Annotated in this window: 23 protein-coding genes; 3 read left to right on the top strand and 20 right to left on the bottom strand. The window is 57.0% G+C overall.

Annotation, left to right across the window (positions count from 1 at the left end):
- Nucleotides 1–209: 209 nt before the first annotated feature.
- From PAE68_RS10445 to PAE68_RS10355, 19 genes are all read right to left on the bottom strand, one after another.
- Nucleotides 210–1115: a polyprenyl synthetase family protein gene (locus PAE68_RS10445; protein ID WP_281886681.1), complete on the bottom strand. Its 906-nt coding sequence runs from the start codon at nt 1113–1115 to the stop codon at nt 210–212.
- On the bottom strand, nt 1112–1366 hold the full coding sequence (xseB, locus tag PAE68_RS10440; RefSeq protein WP_281886679.1) for an exodeoxyribonuclease VII small subunit: 255 nt from the start codon (nt 1364–1366) through the stop codon (nt 1112–1114). Before xseB ends, PAE68_RS10445 begins: the two co-directional genes overlap by 4 nt.
- The gene (gene xseA, locus PAE68_RS10435; RefSeq protein WP_281886677.1) at nt 1341–2717 is read right to left on the bottom strand and encodes an exodeoxyribonuclease VII large subunit; all 1377 of its coding nucleotides are present in this window, start codon (nt 2715–2717) and stop codon (nt 1341–1343) included. Before xseA ends, xseB begins: the two co-directional genes overlap by 26 nt.
- Nucleotides 2718–2721: 4 nt before the next feature.
- Nucleotides 2722–3588 carry a bifunctional methylenetetrahydrofolate dehydrogenase/methenyltetrahydrofolate cyclohydrolase FolD gene (folD, locus tag PAE68_RS10430; RefSeq protein ID WP_281886675.1) on the bottom strand — a complete coding sequence of 289 codons (867 nt, stop codon included), beginning with the start codon at nt 3586–3588 and terminating at the stop codon, nt 2722–2724.
- Nucleotides 3589–3641: 53 nt separating this feature from the next.
- Entirely contained in the window at nt 3642–4133 is a 492-nt protein-coding gene (gene nusB / locus PAE68_RS10425) for a transcription antitermination factor NusB (RefSeq protein WP_281886673.1), read from the bottom strand.
- A gap of 81 nt (nt 4134–4214) precedes the next feature.
- Nucleotides 4215–4454: a DUF2273 domain-containing protein gene (locus tag PAE68_RS10420; RefSeq protein ID WP_281886671.1), complete on the bottom strand. Its 240-nt coding sequence runs from the start codon at nt 4452–4454 to the stop codon at nt 4215–4217.
- A 15-nt stretch (nt 4455–4469) separates the two neighbouring features.
- A complete protein-coding gene (gene amaP / locus PAE68_RS10415; RefSeq protein ID WP_281886669.1) occupies nt 4470–5030 on the bottom strand; it encodes an alkaline shock response membrane anchor protein AmaP in 561 nt (186 codons plus the stop codon).
- A 78-nt stretch (nt 5031–5108) separates the two neighbouring features.
- Nucleotides 5109–5519, bottom strand: coding sequence for an Asp23/Gls24 family envelope stress response protein (locus tag PAE68_RS10410; RefSeq protein ID WP_281886667.1), 411 nt, complete (start codon nt 5517–5519; stop codon nt 5109–5111).
- 122 nt (nt 5520–5641) lie between these two features.
- Nucleotides 5642–7000 carry an acetyl-CoA carboxylase biotin carboxylase subunit gene (gene accC, locus PAE68_RS10405; RefSeq protein ID WP_281886665.1) on the bottom strand — a complete coding sequence of 453 codons (1359 nt, stop codon included), beginning with the start codon at nt 6998–7000 and terminating at the stop codon, nt 5642–5644.
- Between the two features lie 15 nt (nt 7001–7015).
- Nucleotides 7016–7504, bottom strand: a complete 489-nt coding sequence (gene accB, locus PAE68_RS10400; protein WP_281886663.1) for an acetyl-CoA carboxylase biotin carboxyl carrier protein — start codon at nt 7502–7504, stop codon at nt 7016–7018.
- Nucleotides 7505–7746: 242 nt separating this feature from the next.
- The gene (locus tag PAE68_RS10395) at nt 7747–8571 is read right to left on the bottom strand and encodes a SpoIIIAH-like family protein (protein ID WP_281886661.1); all 825 of its coding nucleotides are present in this window, start codon (nt 8569–8571) and stop codon (nt 7747–7749) included.
- A 31-nt stretch (nt 8572–8602) separates the two neighbouring features.
- The gene (gene spoIIIAG, locus PAE68_RS10390) at nt 8603–9238 is read right to left on the bottom strand and encodes a stage III sporulation protein AG (protein WP_397378557.1); all 636 of its coding nucleotides are present in this window, start codon (nt 9236–9238) and stop codon (nt 8603–8605) included.
- Nucleotides 9235–9996, bottom strand: coding sequence for a stage III sporulation protein AF (spoIIIAF, locus tag PAE68_RS10385; RefSeq protein ID WP_281886659.1), 762 nt, complete (start codon nt 9994–9996; stop codon nt 9235–9237). Before spoIIIAF ends, spoIIIAG begins: the two co-directional genes overlap by 4 nt.
- A gap of 64 nt (nt 9997–10060) precedes the next feature.
- The gene (gene spoIIIAE, locus PAE68_RS10380) at nt 10061–11347 is read right to left on the bottom strand and encodes a stage III sporulation protein AE (RefSeq protein ID WP_397379448.1); all 1287 of its coding nucleotides are present in this window, start codon (nt 11345–11347) and stop codon (nt 10061–10063) included.
- A gap of 100 nt (nt 11348–11447) precedes the next feature.
- On the bottom strand, nt 11448–11837 hold the full coding sequence (gene spoIIIAD / locus PAE68_RS10375; protein WP_281886657.1) for a stage III sporulation protein AD: 390 nt from the start codon (nt 11835–11837) through the stop codon (nt 11448–11450).
- 12 nt (nt 11838–11849) lie between these two features.
- On the bottom strand, nt 11850–12053 hold the full coding sequence (gene spoIIIAC, locus PAE68_RS10370; protein ID WP_281886655.1) for a stage III sporulation protein AC: 204 nt from the start codon (nt 12051–12053) through the stop codon (nt 11850–11852).
- A gap of 53 nt (nt 12054–12106) precedes the next feature.
- Nucleotides 12107–12625 carry a stage III sporulation protein SpoIIIAB gene (gene spoIIIAB / locus PAE68_RS10365; protein ID WP_281886652.1) on the bottom strand — a complete coding sequence of 173 codons (519 nt, stop codon included), beginning with the start codon at nt 12623–12625 and terminating at the stop codon, nt 12107–12109.
- A 43-nt stretch (nt 12626–12668) separates the two neighbouring features.
- Entirely contained in the window at nt 12669–13715 is a 1047-nt protein-coding gene (gene spoIIIAA / locus PAE68_RS10360) for a stage III sporulation protein AA (protein WP_281886650.1), read from the bottom strand.
- A gap of 44 nt (nt 13716–13759) precedes the next feature.
- A complete protein-coding gene (locus PAE68_RS10355) occupies nt 13760–14035 on the bottom strand; it encodes a YqhV family protein (RefSeq protein ID WP_397378553.1) in 276 nt (91 codons plus the stop codon).
- Nucleotides 14036–14175: 140 nt separating this feature from the next.
- Between PAE68_RS10355 and comA the strand changes: the two genes are divergently transcribed.
- From comA to PAE68_RS10340, 3 genes are all read left to right on the top strand, one after another.
- Nucleotides 14176–15045, top strand: coding sequence for a phosphosulfolactate synthase (comA, locus tag PAE68_RS10350; RefSeq protein WP_281886648.1), 870 nt, complete (start codon nt 14176–14178; stop codon nt 15043–15045).
- Between the two features lie 19 nt (nt 15046–15064).
- Complete coding sequence (locus tag PAE68_RS10345) at nt 15065–15886, top strand: 2-phosphosulfolactate phosphatase (RefSeq protein ID WP_281886645.1); 822 nt, start codon at nt 15065–15067, stop codon at nt 15884–15886.
- Nucleotides 15887–15956: 70 nt separating this feature from the next.
- The gene (locus PAE68_RS10340; RefSeq protein ID WP_281886643.1) at nt 15957–16421 is read left to right on the top strand and encodes a DUF441 domain-containing protein; all 465 of its coding nucleotides are present in this window, start codon (nt 15957–15959) and stop codon (nt 16419–16421) included.
- A 20-nt stretch (nt 16422–16441) separates the two neighbouring features.
- On the opposite strand, the gene PAE68_RS10335 is transcribed toward PAE68_RS10340, so the two are convergent.
- Nucleotides 16442–17698 (bottom strand): aspartate kinase, encoded by a 1257-nt coding sequence (locus PAE68_RS10335; protein ID WP_281886641.1) that lies wholly within the window; start codon nt 17696–17698, stop codon nt 16442–16444.
- Nucleotides 17699–17787 lie beyond the last annotated feature (89 nt).

Genomic DNA, 17787 nt, shown 5'->3' with positions numbered 1-17787 from the left:
ATTGTGTGTCGTGTCGAGCTCGGGCGCAAGCCTTCCGCACGTAATTCCATCGCTGACGCCCCTTCATTGTTCACGAAACGTTAACTATATACGATGCATTATAGCACGCGTCTGACGTGTGCTCAAACGAAGCGTGTACACTGTCAGTCGACGCATCAACGGAGCTGGAGTATGCTGGTACGCTCTGATGTTCGCTTCTGATGGCACGCTTAGTGATCGCGCTTCATCAGGAAATCAGCTAGAGCAAGCAACCGCTCAGGCTGCGGAATATCAGCGGCCAGCAGCGCGCTTCGTGCCTCTTGCGTCAGCTGCTCAACCTTCGCGAGCGACGCCTCCATCCCGATGAAGAACGGATACGTCACCTTCTGCTGCTTCACATCGCTCTGCACAGGCTTGCCGAGCTTCTGCTCCTCGCCGACCAGATCGAGAATATCGTCCTGAATCTGGAATGCAAGACCGAGGCACGTACCGAATTTCTCCAGCGCCGCCAGCTGGCTTGCGCTTGCACCGCCGATTCGTCCTCCCGCCTTCAACGAGAATACGATCAGATCGCTCGTCTTATGCAGATGAATATATTCGAGCTCCTCGAGCTTCGTCACACCTTGCTCCCCGAGCATGTCCGCGGCCTGACCGCCGACCATTCCAGGCGCACCCGCCAGCACCGACAGCTCCTCGACGATGTCTGCGACCGTATCGCCGCTGACGCCACAGCTGCGTGCTGCCTGGACGATCATGAAGAACGCATGTGTCAGCAGTGCATCGCCCGCGAGTATCGCCATCGCTTCACCGTATACTTTATGATTGGTCGGCTTGCCGCGCCGCAGATCATCGTTATCCATCGCTGGTAAGTCGTCGTGGATGAGCGAATACGTGTGAATCATCTCGATTGCGAGCGCCACAGGCATCGCAGCATCCTCACGTCCGCCTACCGCCTCGGCCGCAGCGAGCACCAGAATGGGCCGCAGTCGCTTCCCGCCAGCCATGAGTGAGTACATCATCGATTCCCGCAATGCGACAGGCACGCTCCACGTCGACGGGATGGACGTCTCCAGCTCTCGCTCGACACGGACGGACTGTTCTTGAATATATTGAGCGATGCTGCTTGCAGCGTTCATCGTGCATCTCCCTTATCTTCACCCGGCTGGAACGGCTTCTTCACCAGTCCGCCCTCCTGCTCGAGCAACACTTCAATTTTACGCTCTACCTGCTCCAGCTTCTGTCCGCACAGCTGAGACAGCTTCATCCCTTCCTGAAACAGCTCGATCGCCTGCTCCAGCGGCACATCGCCGCTCTCAAGCTGACTTACGATCCGTTCCAGCTGCTCCAGCGCCTGCTCGAAGCTAGGCGTTACTTCCTGATTCGTCATCTCGTTTCTCCTCCAATGACCATACATGACAATCGACGCGACCGTCGAGCAGTCTAAGCTTCAAGATGTCTCCCGGCTGTACCTGCTGCACCGACTTGATCAGCTGCTTCTCCTGCTCGTCATAGACGAGGCTATAGCCGCGCTGCATCACCTTCAGTGGACTTAACGCATCGAGCTGCCTAATGCTTGATGCCAGCTCCCGCTGCTTCTCCTTCATGGAAGCAAGCATCGACTGCCTAAGCCGCGCACTCGAGGCGTTCAGCCGCTGCCGGGCATAGACCGTCTGCTCCTTCGGATTGAAGGCAGCGAGCTTCCGGTCAAGCCGCATCAGACGCTCATGTGATCTGGCAATACGCCCCTCCATCTTGAAGCTGAGCTGCTCGCGCACACGATCCAGCCGCTCAGCTGGCTGCAGCAGCAGCTGCCTGCGCGGACTCGTCAAGTACGGCGAGCGCTGCAGCCGCTTCAGACGCTCACGGCTGCTGTCCAGTCGGCTCGATAAGCCGCCGTATAGCCGCTGCTTCAGATGCGCCACCTGCTGCGCAAGCTCCAGATGATGCGGCACCGCCAGCTCCGCTGCTGCCGTCGGCGTAGCAGCCCGCAGGTCAGCCACGAAGTCGGCAATGGTGTAATCGGTCTCATGTCCGACCGCCGAAATAACCGGCAGCTGCGAGGCGAAGATTGCCCGCGCTACCGATTCCTCATTGAACGCCCACAGCTCCTCGAGCGAGCCGCCGCCGCGGCCGACGATGAGCACGTCGACCTCGTTCATCCGATTCATCTCTTCAATCGCCTTCACGATCGATGGCGCCGCCTGCTTCCCCTGCACGAGCGCAGGGTAGAGCACGATCGGCACCGACGGCCACCTCCGCTGCAGCGTAATCATCACGTCACGCACAGCTGCGCCCGTGGGCGATGTAATAACGCCGATCGCCCGCGGGAAGCGGGGAATCGGCTTCTTGCGGGCTGTATCGAATAGCCCCTCGCTCTCAAGCTTGCGCTTCAGCTGCTCGAAGGCGAGATACAGGCTGCCGATGCCGTCTGGCTGCATCTGCGTCACGTAGAACTGGTACTGTCCGTCGCGCTCGTACACGGAGATATTACCCAGTGCCAGCACCTTCGTCCCTTCCTTCGGCATGAAGCCGAGACGGGAATTATACGAGGCGAACATAATGCACTTCAGACGGCTGTCGGCGTCCTTCAAGGTGAAGTACATATGACCGCTCGAATGGTGGGTGAAATTCGATATTTCCCCCCGTACCCATACGTGCTGCAGCGTGTCGTCCTGCTCCAGCTTATACTTAATGAAGCGGTTAAGCTCCTTAATCGAATAGATCGTCTTCCCACTCATCGGCTTACTGTGCCGCGGCTACGCCCGCCGCCCGCTGTGCAGCCTCTAGGGTGTTCCGCAGCAAAATCGTAATCGTCATCGGTCCGACAACACCCGGCACCGGTGTAATGACGCTCGCCTCTTCCACAACGTCGTCGAAGTCAACGTCGCCGCACAGCTTGCCCGACTCGAGTCGGTTAATGCCGACATCAATGACGACCGCTCCAGGCTTGACATGCTGACGCTTAATGACCTGCGGCTTGCCGATCGCCGCGATCAGAATGTCCGCCTGACTCGTCAGCTGCTCGAGGTTCGCCGTGCGGGAATGACAGGTTGTCACCGTCGCATTCTCGCGCAGCAGCAGCATGCCCATCGGCTTGCCGACAATATTGCTGCGCCCGATGACGACGGCGTGCTTACCTGCGATCTCGACGCCCGCCTTCTTCAATATTTCAATCACACCGGCCGGTGTACAGGGAGCCGGTCCTGGCTTGCCGATCATCAGGTTGCCGACATTGACCGGGTGGAAGCAATCGACATCCTTCTCCGGGTCAATTTCCTCGACAACACGCTCTTCGTGAATATGCTTCGGCAACGGCGATTGAACGAGAATGCCGTGAATGCTCGCGTTGCTATTCAGGCTGCGAATCAGCTCCAGCAGCTCGTCCTCTGTCGTCTCCTCCGGAAGCTTGTGTACCTCGGAATATATACCAGCCTCCTCACATGCCCGATGCTTGTTGCGGACATAGACATGAGAAGCCGGATCGTCACCGACGATGACGACCGCAAGACCAGGAGTCACACCTTGCTTCACAAGCTGCTCTACCTGCTCCTTAATCTCCGCGCGATATGCGCCGACCAGCTCTTTCCCATTAATGACGTGCGCTGACATATCATCCGTTCCCCTCTCTTAGCCTGTTGTTCTTGCATATCTCTTCATGCTTCTTACTTATCCGTCGACTCTGACGACTCGGTTGCTGGCTTCGATTCGGAATTCGTTCTGAGTCCGTCCAAATCCTTAATCATCTTACCGAGCACGCCGTTGACGAACTTCCCCGATTCTTCCGTTCCGAAGTTCTTCGACATCTCAATCGCCTCGTTCACGACAACCTTAGGCGGCACATCGTCGCGGAATATCATCTCATAAGTAGCCAGACGCAATATTTCGCGATCGACACGCGACAGCCTGTCCATCTGCCAGCCCTTCAAATAATCGACAAGCAGATCGTCGATCTGCGACTTATGCTGCTTCGTTCCGTTCACCAGCTCGCGTACCTCGTCGAACGAGATCTGGTCCTTCGCGCGCGTCAGCTGACCTTCATCCTCACCGCGAGCCTCTTCAATGACATGCTCAATAGCTGCTACGAGTGTGCTGTCGTTCATTTCCATCTGGTATAAGCTTTGCAAAGCGAGCTCTCTCGCTAATCGTTTTCTCATCGCATGTAAGTCCTCCTGTCAATTACCTCGTCCAATCCCCAAAAGCCGAAAAAAACCTTGGGCGTCTGTCTCCCAAGGATTTTAGCGGAACAATCTCCATTTGTCCATTAGCCAGCGCCAAGTGTTTTCTGCGGGAAACACCGGCTCGTTCCGGTCAAGCTTTTTCCCTATATAATAACCAGTATATACGATCAAGCCAAAGATTAACATATGAAACAGGCCGAAGAACAAATAAATGAACCCAAAGCCGACACCAAGCATAACGCCCAGCGTTGCTCCTCGGTGCTGCTCCATCAGCCGCTCCCATAATTGCAGCCACATACGGGACACTCCCCTTTACTCCACTCGACTCTTGAACGTGGGGGATGATTGCTGAATATTCGCCACGAAGACGGTAACCTGCGCCACCGGAATACCGGTAATGTCCTCGATATGACGCTTCACGCTGCCTTGCATCTCCTCGGTCAACGTCGGAATCGACATCTCGCCGTCTACGATCGAGCGAATGACGATTTCAAGACCGGACGGACTTACCTTCACCCGCGCACGAAGATCACGAACACCTCTGGAGCGACCTGCCGCCTTCAGCGCCAAGTTTTCGACCGTATCGAGCGAAATACGGATGTCTCCGAAGTCGGTGCGTTGATCGATCGACGCAACAGAGCTCTTCTCTCTGCGAACGGACAAGAACAGGAAGCGGATGGCAAGCAAGCCGACGGCAGTCGTAATGCCGATAAAGATAAGCGCTGTATTCAGATCTCTATACACAGCTTCAACGAAATTATGCGCTGATTGAAGCGGAATCACGCCGGTCGCTGCCAGCAGCAACATGACTGCCGATACGATTATGACGATCGTAAGTACGAATAATAGTAGTTTGTCCAATACTTTGGCCACGGCTTATGACTCCTTCCGAAGGAAGGCCGAAACCCCCAGACGTGAACGTAAGGGGGCTCAACCTGATTATCGTCTTGTTTATTTCACGCGCTGCGGCGCTGCTTCCGGCTCTTCCACCGGCTTCTCAGCACCCTTGAACAGAACATCATGAATGTGAACGTTCACTTGTACGACGCTAAGGCCCGTCATCGACTCGATCGCATGCTTCACATTCTGCTGAACGCCGCTTGCTACCTCTGGAATGCGTGTGCCGAACTCAATGACTACGGACACATCGACTGCTGCTTCCCGCTGTCCGACATCGACCTTGACGCCCTTAGCCGCATTCTTGCGTCCAAGGAGCTCGGCGATTCCGCCTGCGAAGCCGCCGCTCATTCCCGCTACACCAGGAACCTCGATCGTGGCCATGCCGGCAATAATCTCAATTACCTCAGGAGCAATCTGAATCGTACCCATGTCGGTCTTCTCGTAATCCGCTAGTATGCTCATGGTTAGGTCCTCCTCCAAGTATTTGCTGAGGCACTTTGGCGACTGGTGCTGTGGCCAGCCCAAACCTTGTCTTTACTGTATACTATACCATTTAGGAAAAAATATGACAACGAAATCGACTTCTACGAATTCGGATCGTTCACGTCATGCTCTTCCAAAAACTTGATGTCAAAGTCGCCAGCAAGAAACTTGCGGTGCTCCAGCAGCTTGAGGTGGAACGGAATCGTCGTATGGATGCCCTCGACGGCGAACTCCGCGAGCGCGCGCTTCATGCGCTCTACAGCCTCCTCGCGCGTCTTGCCCCATACGATCAGCTTCGCGATCATCGAGTCATAATGCGGCGAGATCGTGTAGCCCGGATAAGCAGCGCTGTCCACGCGCACTCCGAAGCCGCCTGGCGGCAGGTAGAACTTGATCTGTCCCGCGGACGGCATGAAGTTGCGATCCGGGTCCTCCGCGTTAATGCGGCACTCGATCGACCAGCCGTTGATGACGACCTCGTCCTGCGTGAAGGAGAGCGGCTCGCCTTCGGCAACACGGATCATCTCTTTAATAATATCGATGCCGGTTACAAGCTCGGTCACTGGATGCTCAACCTGAATACGGGTGTTCATCTCCATGAAGTAGAACTGCCCGTCCTGTCCGAGCAAGAACTCGAGCGTCCCTGCGCCGGAATACTCCACAGCCTGCGCCGCGCGCACGGCTGCTGCGCCCATACGCTCGCGAATTTCCGGCGTCAGGATCGGGCAAGGCGCTTCCTCGACCAGCTTCTGTCTGCGGCGCTGCACGGAGCAGTCGCGCTCGCCAAGATGGACGACGTTGCCGTGCTTGTCAGCTAACACCTGAATCTCAACGTGCTTCATCCCGGTCAAATATTTCTCCAGATAGACGCCTGCGTTACCGAACGCCTTCTGCGCCTCCTGTTGAGCCGTCGTAATTTGCGAGATGAGCATGTCCTCGTTCTCTGCAAGACGAATGCCCTTGCCTCCGCCGCCTGCGGTTGCCTTGATGATGATTGGGTAGCCGATCTCACGACCTAGACGGATCGCTTCGTCAAGGTCCTCCACGAGGCCGTCGGAGCCCGGGATAACCGGTACGCCTGCATCCTTCATCGTCTGCTTCGCGACCGCCTTGTCACCCATACGGCTGATCGCGTTCGGGGATGGGCCGATGAACGTAATGTTGCAGCTTTCGCATATTTCCGCGAAGTCGGCGTTCTCTGCGAGGAAGCCGTAGCCCGGATGAATCGCGTCGGTCTCCGTCATCGTTGCAACGCTCATAATGTTCGTATAGTTCAAGTAGCTGTCCTTCGACAGCGTCGGTCCGATACAGTAAGCCTCGTCCGCAAGACGAACGTGCAGCGCCTCCCGATCCGCCTCGGAATAGACGGCAACCGTGGAGATGCCGAGCTCGCGGCAGGCACGAATGATGCGTACCGCGATTTCCCCGCGGTTCGCTACTAATATTTTATGAAACTTCAAGTGACTCTCCTCCTACTACTCAGGCTTCACCACGAACAACGGCTGACCGTACTCGATCAGTTGGCCATTCTCGACGAGTACCTCGACGATCTCACCCTTCACTTCAGCCTCAATCTCGTTCATCAGCTTCATCGCCTCGAGAATACAGACGACGGTCTTGTCGTTCACGCGGCTACCCTTGGATACGAACGGAGCAGCGCCCGGCGACGGTGCCGAATAGAACGTGCCGACCATCGGCGCAGTAATCGTATGTAAGCCCGCATCGATGCTTGGCGCTGCTGCGGCAGCTGGAGCCTGCTGAGCTTGTACAGCTGCAGCCTGCTGCTGAGGCATTGCTACAGGCGCATAAGCGGCTGTAGCTGGAGCAGCGGAGACGATCACCTGCTCGGTTTTATTCGGTTTACGGATAACAAGGCGGGAGCCTTCGTTTTCGATTTCCACTTCCTGCAGCGAGCTTTGATCCATGAGCTCAATCAATTCTTTGATTTCGTTTAATTTGAACACGAACGTTCACTCCTTTTTGCATCTGCTCGCCGCGAACAAGCTCTAGTCGAGCACTGTTGCCTCTGGCGAAGATTAACAAACGACGTTGTTATTATATCACAATCGCGAACTAAGGAAAGGGGTTTTCATATCATGCTCCTTATACCTAGTCATAATTTGGGGGTAGCCAACCTCTCTGAACAGCGTCTCTAGTGGAAAAAAATAGAGTCCGCGCCTTGCCCTCGGACTCTATCTCACGTGCATTAAGGCTTCGCTTCGATCGTTACCTGCTCTGCCGACAAGCCGAGCTCCTTCATCGCTTTGTCCAGGATGCTAACGGCCTGGCTCTTCTCCAGCTTCGTCGTCTGGACGCTGATCTTCCACTTCGAGCCGGTTTGCGTCACGACCGCGTAAGCGAAGTCCTTCTGCAGGCTCTCCTCGAAGCTCGTAATCTTCGTCTCCATCTCAATCAACTTGTCATACTCCTGCTGCGCCTTCACGGAGGCGTCAGTCGTCTGCTTCGAGTCCGTGATGACCGTGAGCAGCTTCTCCACTTGAGCGGACCATTCCTCGTTGCGCTTCAGCTGAAGATTGATGAAATAATCCGTGCCGGCTGTCGCTGTCGCCTGCATCTTCTGCAGCAGCTGCGCCTGCTCGCTTGCTTCCTTGGACGATACCGGCTTCGCCGTCTTATCCTCTGCTGCAGACGATGGTGTATCCGTCTTCGTGCTGCTTTCCTTCGTCTCCGTCTTCGCATCGGACTTCGGCGCTTCCTTCCCGCTGTCCGCTGCCTGAGGCTCAGCCTTCGCATCGGCCTTCGGCTCCGACTTCGCGTCTGTCTTATCTGCCTCCGGCTTCTGTGCAGTACCTTCCTTGTCCGCTGCTGCATCCACTTCGCCAGTCTTCTCGGCGTTCGCTTGCGGCTTCACATCCAATTGACCTGTGTTCACTACGATCTCATTCGTCTTCATGCCTGCTGTCGCAACCTCAAGCTCGCTCACATCCTCTGTGAACAAGTAATATGCGGATAGCACGACCATTAAGCTCAGCATGGATACTAACCAAACGGTTTGTCTCTTGGAATTCATTGTTAATTCCTCCTCATTCAACTGGTATAATTTATTGCTTGCGTGGCAGTATGGATATGCGGTGTGCCGGTACGTCCAGTCCCCGCTCAACCGCTTCGGTAATCATCTTTTTCACTGTCAAATTCTCAGCCCCCTTCGCAACGACGAGCACACCTCGAATCTTCGGCTTGATCGTCTTCGACACGAGCGGCTTCTTGCCCTCGGACACCTCGTACAGCACGACTTCACCGCTGCGGGTGACACTCGTAATATGGCGCGTGGCGTTATGCTGATCCTTCTCGTTGGTCTGCTGCTCGGACTCATTCAGGTTGCGCTCGACGATAATCTCCTCGGTCGACTCGATCGTGACGAGCACCTCGACGTCGCCGACGCCGACAATCTTCGTCAATATTTCACGTAGCTGCGATTGGTAGGCCTCCTCGTATTCACGGAAGCTCGTTTGCTCCTTGCTGCCGGAGCCGAAGGTCGCTCGTGCAGGCTCGCCTGGGGAGGCGCGACCCTCCTGAATCGGATCAACATCCTTCACGGTTATAAAAGAGTTCAGTATCATCAGCGCCGACCCCGCAAGCCCGAGCAGCAGCAGCAGCCGGAACGTCTGCTGTCGCTTCGGACCTCCAGGTCCTCCACCGAAGAAGGATGACCACCATGATTTCTTCTCCACACTCACCTGATGCCCACCTCCCCGGTCTCGAGTTCGAATGTAATATGAATATGCTCCTGTGCCAGCTGCCAATCTTGAGCCAGCATATGGATCAATTGCGTCTTCGTCTGCTGCATAGCCGGGGTCAGGCGCTGCTCCATCTCCTCAGAGCTTAGTGCTCCCCTTGTGGCCAATGGCTGCCGCTCGGTAGAAGGTGCGTCGATACGTATGTCCTCGATTGCGGCTACAGGCTGTATCGGCTTCATCGTATGGTCGGATGCCGCAAGGCTGCGTCCTGGCTCAGCAGGCTTCTCTACCTTCCCCTTCTGCTTCTGGGCTACCGTAAGCGAGAGGCTGCGAAGGACGGGCTGCTCGTCGGCATTCAGGACGGTCTCGACGCGCACTCGACGCACATCAACCTCTGCGCTCTGCTCCGCCTTCTTCTCCACAAGCTCGGCGATCTGGCGCTCCACGAGGCTCTGCGTCTGCTCCTGCTGCTTCTGCTTCATCGCCTCCGCCCGCCTGGAGATGACGGGCATCGATTCCATCGTCGCAGACACCTGTGTCGCCTTCGGTGAGAGGAGTGCCGAGGCCAGCTCGCTCTCGACTCGCTCGCTGTGCTGCAGGAGACTGAGCAGCGGATGCAGCAGCGTCATCAAGAGGAACAAGCTGACTACGGTCTTCACGTACCGCTGCATCGACTGATTCGGTAATAAGAGGTCCACGAACGTGGCGAGCAGAATGACGAGAATCACCGATTTGAGCCAATCGCTCAAGTACGCCACGCGAACCCCTCCTTTACCGAGCTTAGTCGTGCATATATGCAAGCTGCAGCTTGCTGTGCTCGCTTCATCGCATCATCACCGACACGTTGCCCGCCGTAATCAAGATCGTAATCGCGAGGAAGAACATGAAGCCGACGACCGCTAGGGCGGCGAATACGTAGATCATGCTTTTGCCGATCGTCTCGAGACATGTGATCATCGGATTATCGCCTAGCGGCTGCAGGACAGCGGCCGAGATGTTATATATCAAGGCTAACGCCATTATTTTCAGCGCTGGGAAGGCGCATATGACGAGAATGACGACGACACCCGCAAGACCGACCGCGTTCTTGACCATGAGCGACGCGCCGATGACCGTCTCGGAGGCATCCGAGAACAGGCGGCCGACGACGGGCACGAAGTTGCCTGCAATGTACTTAGCCGTCCGGATCGTTACGCCGTCGGCTACCGCTCCAGTGACGCCCTGCACCGAGATGACCCCGAGGAAGACCGTGATGAACACCCCGAGGCTGCCGAGGCTAATGTTACGCAGGAGGTTCGCCAGCTGCGTCACCTTGTATTTGTCCGACAAGCCGCTGACGATGTGCAGCACCGCCGAGAAGAACAGTAGCGGGAAGACGAAGACGTAGACGACCGTACCGACGGTATGCACCATGAAGACGATCAGCGGGTGCATAACTGTCACCGATACCGCATTGCCCATCGAGGCGAGCAGCGTCAGAATGACGGGGACGACCGCAACCATAAAATGTATCATGTGTGAGATCGCGCTCTTCGCATAGCCGATGGCGACATTGAAGCTGTTGATCGCGAGAATCATCAGCACCAGGAACGAGATCGCATACGCAATCTTACTGACCGCATTGCGCTGGAACGAGCTCTGCAGCGTCTCGAGCAGCATGCTGAACACGGTCAGGATGACGATCGAGACGAGCAGCTTGCCATTATACAGCAGCTCGTGGAAGAAGTAGCGGAGCAAGCCGCTGAACAGCCCGCCGATGCTGAATGGCTTCGCGCCCGAGAGCAGCTCCATGAACGTCGGCGCCCGGCTATCCGGGAAATATCCGCCGTATTGCTTCATCAGATTGCTCCAATATTGCTCGACGTCATCGAGCGGAAGCCGCTCCGCCTGCTGCCTGACAAGCTCCTCGGCTGGCGTGGCGGCGAGCACCCCGCTCCCGCAGCTGCTCGACAGTGTGCCGAAGCCGTAGCTGCCGCTGTAGCTCGTGCATACGCCTGCTCCTGTCAGGTGCTCGGCTGCGCTGAGCATTAGAGCAATCAGCAGGGCTACGGTGAGCAGCCATCGGCTCTGCTCGTACATCGCGTGACGACCGGGGTCCGGTGCGATCATGTCTAGTCCGGGACGATAGCGTATTTGGTGCTGCTGCATGAGCTTCATCTCCTGGTTCAACCTTCGGTCTGCCGCGTGCCCGGCATGGCCTCCCTATCGCTTATGCCGGCAGTAGCTTCACGACCGTTTCGATGATGACCGATACGATCGGAATCGCCATCACCATGATGATGATTTTGCCGGCAAGCTCGATCTTCGAGGCAATGGACTCTTGCCCGGCGTCACGGACGATCTGGGCGCCGAATTCGGCGATATAGGCGATGCCGATAATTTTGAGAATCGTCTTCAGGAATACGGTATTAATGTCCGCCTTGCTCGCCAGATCCTCGAGGACGAAGATGACGGACGATATTTTACCTATCAGGAACAAGAAGATCGTAATGCCCGTGAACGCCGTCAGCAGGAAGGCGAACATCGGCTTCTGCTCCTTGATGATCAGCACGAGCACCGTCGTGATCAGACCGAGCCCCACGATCTGAATCATGTCCATGGGATCACCCGCCTATTGAAAGAGAAAGATCGTCTTAATTTCCTTAAAGAGCGTATCGAGCAGGCTGACAACCATGAACAATACGACGACAAAACCGATGACCGTCACCCAATGGGCCATGTCTTCCTTGCCCATCTGCTTCAGCACAGTATGAATCATTGCGATAATGATGCCGATGCCGGCGATCTGGAATATCGCATTCACATCCACGTTCATAAACGGCACCTCACTCCAAACCTGTCAGACGTCAGGCCACGGACTCCCCCGGGCTAGTACATTAAGATGACGACGAGTGCTCCCATGAGAACGCCGAGACTTTTCCACATCCGCTCGTAGCGCTGCTGTTCGTCCTTCGCTCGCTCGTGCTCGCCCTGCAGCTGGCTGATCGCAAGCCGCAGATGCTTCACTTGATCGTCCCGGTCGGTTAGACCGAGCGTCGTTCCGAGCTGGAGCATAATTTCTTGCTCGCCCTGCTTGAGCGACAGCTCGCGCCAGCGCTCGCGCATCGTCTCCTGCCAGATCGCCTGCACGGGCCGACCCTCGGACCGTCCGAGCGCCTCGGCCGCCGCAGCGAACAGCGTGCCGACCGCTGTCGAGCATGTCTGGCTCGACGTACGCAGCGCTGCGGCGAGCGGCGTGAAGCCGTAGACGATCTCGGTCTCGAGCCGCTGCAGCAGCCGGATCAGATCGGAGATCTGCCTTGGCCGTCGGGCGAGCTGTGACGCCTGATAGAAGCCGAGCAGCGTGCCTGCGAGCAAGATCATCGCCGCGCCGACGAGCTTCAGCATGCGGCATCGCCCCGCCTTCTGTTCGGCTTATGTCGGGGCGCAGTCATAGGCTGACGCTCCCGCGTAGGGCGAGCCGCTCGTCGAGCCGCTTCCCTTGTCCGTCGTATACGGCGAACGACGGGGCGGCTGCAGGCTGTCCGCTCTCACGGCCTGCCGACAGGACGACGAAGCGGTCGAATACCCCTTCGCTGAGCAGCTCTCGCAGGATCGGCCGCCGCCGCACATCCTCGACGTCCGTGCCGTGCGCCGTCGCGATGACGCTGATGCCGGCATGCACCGCCTCGTGCAGCGCCGCCGCATCCTCGGCCCGTCCGATCTCGTCGGCCATGAGCACCTCGGGCGACATCGAGCGGATGAGCATCATCATCCCTTCCGCCTTCGGGCAGCCGTCGAGCACGTCGGTGCGCGGTCCGACGTCGAACGTCGGCACTCCCCGGACGCAGGCGGCGATCTCGGAGCGCTCGTCGACGATGCCGACCTTGTAGGAGCGGGCTAGGGAGCTTTCAGAGGACGTGCTGCCTCCGCCCAGCAGCCGGGCAAGATCGCGCAGCAGCGTCGTCTTCCCTCGCTGCGGCGGCGAAATAATCAGCGTCCGGCACACGTGACCGAGTCGCGTATCGATCAGGTAAGGAAGCACGGCTTGCCCGGTTCCCTTCCATTCGCAGGCGATGCGGACGTTGAAGCCGCTGACGTCCTTGATGTACTTGACCTTGCCCTGCTCGACGATCGCACGGCCAGTGAGGCCAACGCGGTGTCCGCCTTGCACCGTAATGAAGCCCCGCTTCAGCTCCTCCTCGAACGTGTACAGCGAGTGCTGAGTCAGCAGCTCCAGCAGCACGGCGCAATCTTGGCGGGTCGGCCGATAAGCTTCTGAAGGCTGGCTCGTGAGCGAGCCTGCTCCTGTGACGAAGCTATGGCCCGTTCCCCAGAGCACCTCGAGCGGGCGACCTTCTCGAACGCGAATTTCTTGAAGCCGATGAGGTAGCTTGGCAGCTAGTGCGGACAACGTGTCACGCATAGTGGCAGAGAAATATGGAAGCAGCGTTTGCACCGGATCATCTCCCATCGGATAAGCTGATAAGCTGTCCATCTTTTACAATCATGTGTATGCCGTCTCTAGTGAAATATGACAGATTACTTCTTCAAGATTCCGATAAAGAGACACGTCACTCCGGCAATGACCCATATGAGCTTCCCCCAGGACAGCTTGTCGGCTACACCTACCAATCCGATCGTCGTCGTCGACAGCAGCACGAGCGGGCCAACGAGCGCAAGGCCGGAGTTGATGAGCAGCGCCTTGTCGATCTGGTTCACGCGCAGCATGAAGAGCGCAGCCGCAATTTCAATCGTTCCTGACAGGAGCCGCAGCGTGGCCATGCTCAGCACGACCTTGTTGATCAGCGACAGCATTCGTTTCACCTCATCCGTATAGTTTCCTTAACACTGTATGCAAGCTCGTCTTCATTTAGGCTATCCGGGCACACCCCCAATTGAAATTGCATATGATAGTTCAGGCATGACAGATTATGTTAATAGCGAGGCGATAACGAATGGAAATCCGTACACCGCTCCAATGGCCGGCCGCACTTAGCGACCCTACCGGTCAGCGAGCAGGCAAGCCCCGTACGCAGGGCAAGACAATGGTGATCGACAAGGGGCTCGGGCTTCATGCGCTGGACGATTTACTGCAGACCGCCGCTGCTCATATGGATATGCTGAAGATGGGCTTTGGCACTTCTCCTCTATATTCAACGACTCTGCTTCGGCAAAAAATCGAGCTCGCGAAGTCGCACGACCTGCTCGTCTATCCCGGCGGAACGTTCCTCGAGGTGGCGATCGTGCAAGGAAACGTCGATTCATTCTTCGATATGGCTGCATATTTGGGCTTCAACGGCATTGAAGTGTCGGACGGGACGATTGAGATGGATCGCGCTCTGCGGACAGAGCTCATCAAGCGTGCTGTGGACAGCGGCTTCACCGTCATTACGGAGTATGGGAAAAAAGGCTGGGGCTCGAGCATTGAGCTTGACGAGCTCATCGAGACCGTCGTGATCGACTCTGAGCTCGGAGCGGCACTCGTCACGATCGAAGGCCGCGAGTCCGGCAAGGGCGTCGGCATCTACGATGCAGACGGCGGCTGTAAGGATGAGGAGCTGGAGCGTGTGCTGAGCGAGGTGCCTAGTCCGGAGCTGCTCTTATGGGAAGCTCCGCATAAGGAGCAGCAGGTGCATCTGATGAAGCGGCTCGGCAGCGGCATTCATCTGGGCAACATTGCTCCTGGTGATGTCATCGCGCTGGAGGCGCTGCGCCGCGGGCTGCGCTCCGACACGTTCACGATGGAGAAGCTTCTGCTTGACGAGCCTAACGCGCTTCCGCGAGCCAATGAGGATGCATCGGGCAGCTGGTACTACCACATCTAACAGAGGAGGCTGATTCTACGTGCATATAGAAGTGATCCCTACTGTCAATGAAGCCCGCGCCGACGATCTGCTACACAAGACCGTCATCGCGATCGATGTGCTGCGTGCGACCTCGACGATGCTCGCGGCACTCGCGTCCGGCTGTCGCTCGATCGTGCCGGTCGAGACGGTTAACCAGGCGCTTACCCTGCAGCAGGAGGGAGAGCTGCTCGCCGGAGAGCGCTTCTGCAAGCGAATTCCGGGCTTCCAGCTCGGGAATTCGCCGCTTGAATTCACACCCGATGCCGTCGGCGGCAAGACGGTCATCATGACGACGACGAACGGCACTCGCGCGATTCAGAAGTCGCAGAAGGCTGCGCACGTCCTGATCGGAGGCTTGCTGAATGCGGAGGCTTGTGCCCGCGAGGCTGCCCGGCTGTCCCATGAGATCGTCATCGTCTGCGCTGGCACACAGGACGTGTTCGCGCTCGAGGACGGCTTATGCGCAGGGCTGCTCGTGGAGGAGCTGATGAAGCGCCACGAATGCGGTCAGGTGCGGGGCATGATGGGTACGGCTGCAGGCATAGGTGGTGGCACGGCAGTAGGCATAGGGGCAGGTACAAGTGCGGCCAGTGACCGCCATCGGCTGCACGTGAACGATATGGGTCTTGCGATGCTCGAGACGTACCGCAGCGTGAAGGGGCAGGTGCTCGACGCGCTGCTCCGGTCATCGAACGGAGCGCGGCTCAGCCGCATCGGCTACCACAACGACGTCGTCTTCTGCGCCCGTACGAACGTGTTCGACTTCGCCCCCGAGGTGAAGAACGGCCGCATCGAGGCTGTCGTCACTCAGCTACAATAAGCTTGTTCTAAACCGCAGCATGCCGTTCATACACATGAAACGTACAATTCTACGGACAAGGGGCCTGTGTATGAACGGAGATTTGCTGCTCGTCGCTCTCATCATCATCGGGATGCTTGGCCGATCCCACATCATTACGACAGCCGCCTGCGTGCTGCTCATCATCAAGCTGATCAGTCTCGATCGCTATCTACCGACGATTGAACGCCGCGGCTTGGAGCTCGGACTGCTGTTCTTGACCATGGGCGTGCTCGTTCCGTTCGCCAGTGAGAAAATTTCGATCAAGGACGTCACCTCCATGTTCACGACATGGCCCGGCATTCTCGCTCTTCTGGGCGGAGCCATAGCTACCTATATGAATGGCAAGGGACTCGAGCTATTAAAAATAGACCCACAAATGATTGTGGGCCTCGTGATTGGATCGATATTCGGGATTATATTCCTAAAAGGAATCCCGGTCGGTCCGTTGATGGCCGCCGGGATTACTGCCTTCCTATTGAAGGTGTTTACGTTTATATTCGATAATTTCAGGTAAACATGGAGCTAGGGGGCAAATTAGCGACGCTCCGAAGGACCGCCAACGAATACCGTCTGATCCGTGTCCAGACCGTATGCGGTATGCAGCGCCTGAACGACCTCGTTCACGCGGCCGCTCTCGATGACGCACGACGTCTTGATTTCGGACGTGCTGACCATCAGAATCGTGATGCCGAGGTCGGAGATCGTCTCGAACATTTTCGCCGCAACACCCGGTGTGCTAACCATGCCTGCGCCTACGATCGATACCTTCACGAGATTCGTCTCGGAAGTCACCTCACGGAAGCCGACGCTGCCGCGGATGCTGTCAATCGTCTGCAACGCCTTCTCGAGGTCCGACATCGACACGGTGAACGAGAAGTCAGCGCCTCCGCTCTGAACCCCGCTTTGTACGATAATGTCCACGTCAATCTGCTCCTTCGCGAGCGCCGTAAACACCTTCGCCAGCTGGCCTGGCTTCTCTTCAATGCCCAGAATGCTGATGCGGGCTACGTTCTTGTCGTAAGCGATTCCGCGTACTACGATTCCTTGCTCCATCATTGCTTCCTCCTTCACGTTCGTACCTTCATTATGGTTAAAGCTGGATCGTACCACGAGACGTACGTTGTAATTTTTCGCATATTCAACCGCACGCGGATGAAGAACAGCTGCCCCGAGGTTCGCGAGCTCCAGCATTTCGTCATACGAAATTTCGTTCAGCTTGCGTGCGCACTTCACGATCCGAGGGTCGGTCGAGTAGACGCCGTCCACATCGGTGAAGATCTCGCACACGTCCGCCTTGATCGCAGCTGCAAGCGCTACCGCTGTCGTATCGGAGCCGCCGCGACCGAGCGTCGTAATCTCTCCAGCTTCACTCATGCCCTGGAAGCCAGCTACGATCACAACGTTGCCAGCGTCAAGCGCCTGATGTACGCGCTCCGGCTGAATGTCGGTAATTCTCGCCTTGCCGTGCACCGCTTCGGTGTACATGCCCGCCTGCCAGCCTGTGAACGATACCGCCGGCTGACCAAGACTCTGAATGGCCATCGATAGCAGCGCGATCGATACTTGCTCTCCGGTCGACAGTAGCATATCCATCTCACGAGCTGGTGGAGTAATCGTGCAAATCTGCTTCGTCAGATCAATCAGGTCATCGGTCGTGTCTCCCATTGCGGATACGACGACGACGCATTGATGTCCTTCACGCTGCCGCTCGGCCACTCGAGCTGCAACACGCTTCATACGTTCGGCATCGCCCACTGAGCTTCCGCCGAATTTCATCACTATTAATGCCAAGACGTCCCACTCCTTACCCAATCTTTGACTTAACTAAGGATGAATTATACCATATTGCGGCTAACCTTGAAATACATATTGTCGAAACA

This window comes from Paenibacillus sp. YYML68 (assembly GCF_027923405.1).
Taxonomy (GTDB): domain Bacteria; phylum Bacillota; class Bacilli; order Paenibacillales; family NBRC-103111; genus Paenibacillus_G.
Note: the sequence above shows the minus strand (reverse complement) of the source record. Positions and strands in the feature narration are given on the sequence as shown.

What these genes read in the sequence shown, in the direction of transcription:
- PAE68_RS10395 (WP_281886661.1), bottom strand. Translation starts at nt 8,571, where the DNA reads ATGAATTCCAAGAGACAAACCGTTTGGTTAGTATCCATGCTGAGCTTA.
- xseB (WP_281886679.1), bottom strand. Translation starts at nt 1,366, where the DNA reads ATGACGAATCAGGAAGTAACGCCTAGCTTCGAGCAGGCGCTGGAGCAG.
- spoIIIAC (WP_281886655.1), bottom strand. Translation starts at nt 12,053, where the DNA reads ATGAACGTGGATGTGAATGCGATATTCCAGATCGCCGGCATCGGCATC.
- spoIIIAB (WP_281886652.1), bottom strand. Translation starts at nt 12,625, where the DNA reads ATGCTGAAGCTCGTCGGCGCGGCGATGATCTTGCTCGCAGGCACGCTG.
- PAE68_RS10355 (WP_397378553.1), bottom strand. Translation starts at nt 14,035, where the DNA reads ATGCTGTCGCTGATCAACAAGGTCGTGCTGAGCATGGCCACGCTGCGG.
- comA (WP_281886648.1), top strand. Translation starts at nt 14,176, where the DNA reads ATGGAAATCCGTACACCGCTCCAATGGCCGGCCGCACTTAGCGACCCT.
- PAE68_RS10420 (WP_281886671.1), bottom strand. Translation starts at nt 4,454, where the DNA reads ATGTGGCTGCAATTATGGGAGCGGCTGATGGAGCAGCACCGAGGAGCA.
- PAE68_RS10445 (WP_281886681.1), bottom strand. Translation starts at nt 1,115, where the DNA reads ATGAACGCTGCAAGCAGCATCGCTCAATATATTCAAGAACAGTCCGTC.
- PAE68_RS10410 (WP_281886667.1), bottom strand. Translation starts at nt 5,519, where the DNA reads ATGAGCATACTAGCGGATTACGAGAAGACCGACATGGGTACGATTCAG.
- xseA (WP_281886677.1), bottom strand. Translation starts at nt 2,717, where the DNA reads ATGAGTGGGAAGACGATCTATTCGATTAAGGAGCTTAACCGCTTCATT.
- folD (WP_281886675.1), bottom strand. Translation starts at nt 3,588, where the DNA reads ATGTCAGCGCACGTCATTAATGGGAAAGAGCTGGTCGGCGCATATCGC.
- PAE68_RS10340 (WP_281886643.1), top strand. Translation starts at nt 15,957, where the DNA reads ATGAACGGAGATTTGCTGCTCGTCGCTCTCATCATCATCGGGATGCTT.
- nusB (WP_281886673.1), bottom strand. Translation starts at nt 4,133, where the DNA reads ATGAGAAAACGATTAGCGAGAGAGCTCGCTTTGCAAAGCTTATACCAG.
- spoIIIAD (WP_281886657.1), bottom strand. Translation starts at nt 11,837, where the DNA reads ATGGACATGATTCAGATCGTGGGGCTCGGTCTGATCACGACGGTGCTC.
- spoIIIAA (WP_281886650.1), bottom strand. Translation starts at nt 13,715, where the DNA reads ATGGACAGCTTATCAGCTTATCCGATGGGAGATGATCCGGTGCAAACG.
- spoIIIAE (WP_397379448.1), bottom strand. Translation starts at nt 11,347, where the DNA reads ATGATCGCACCGGACCCCGGTCGTCACGCGATGTACGAGCAGAGCCGA.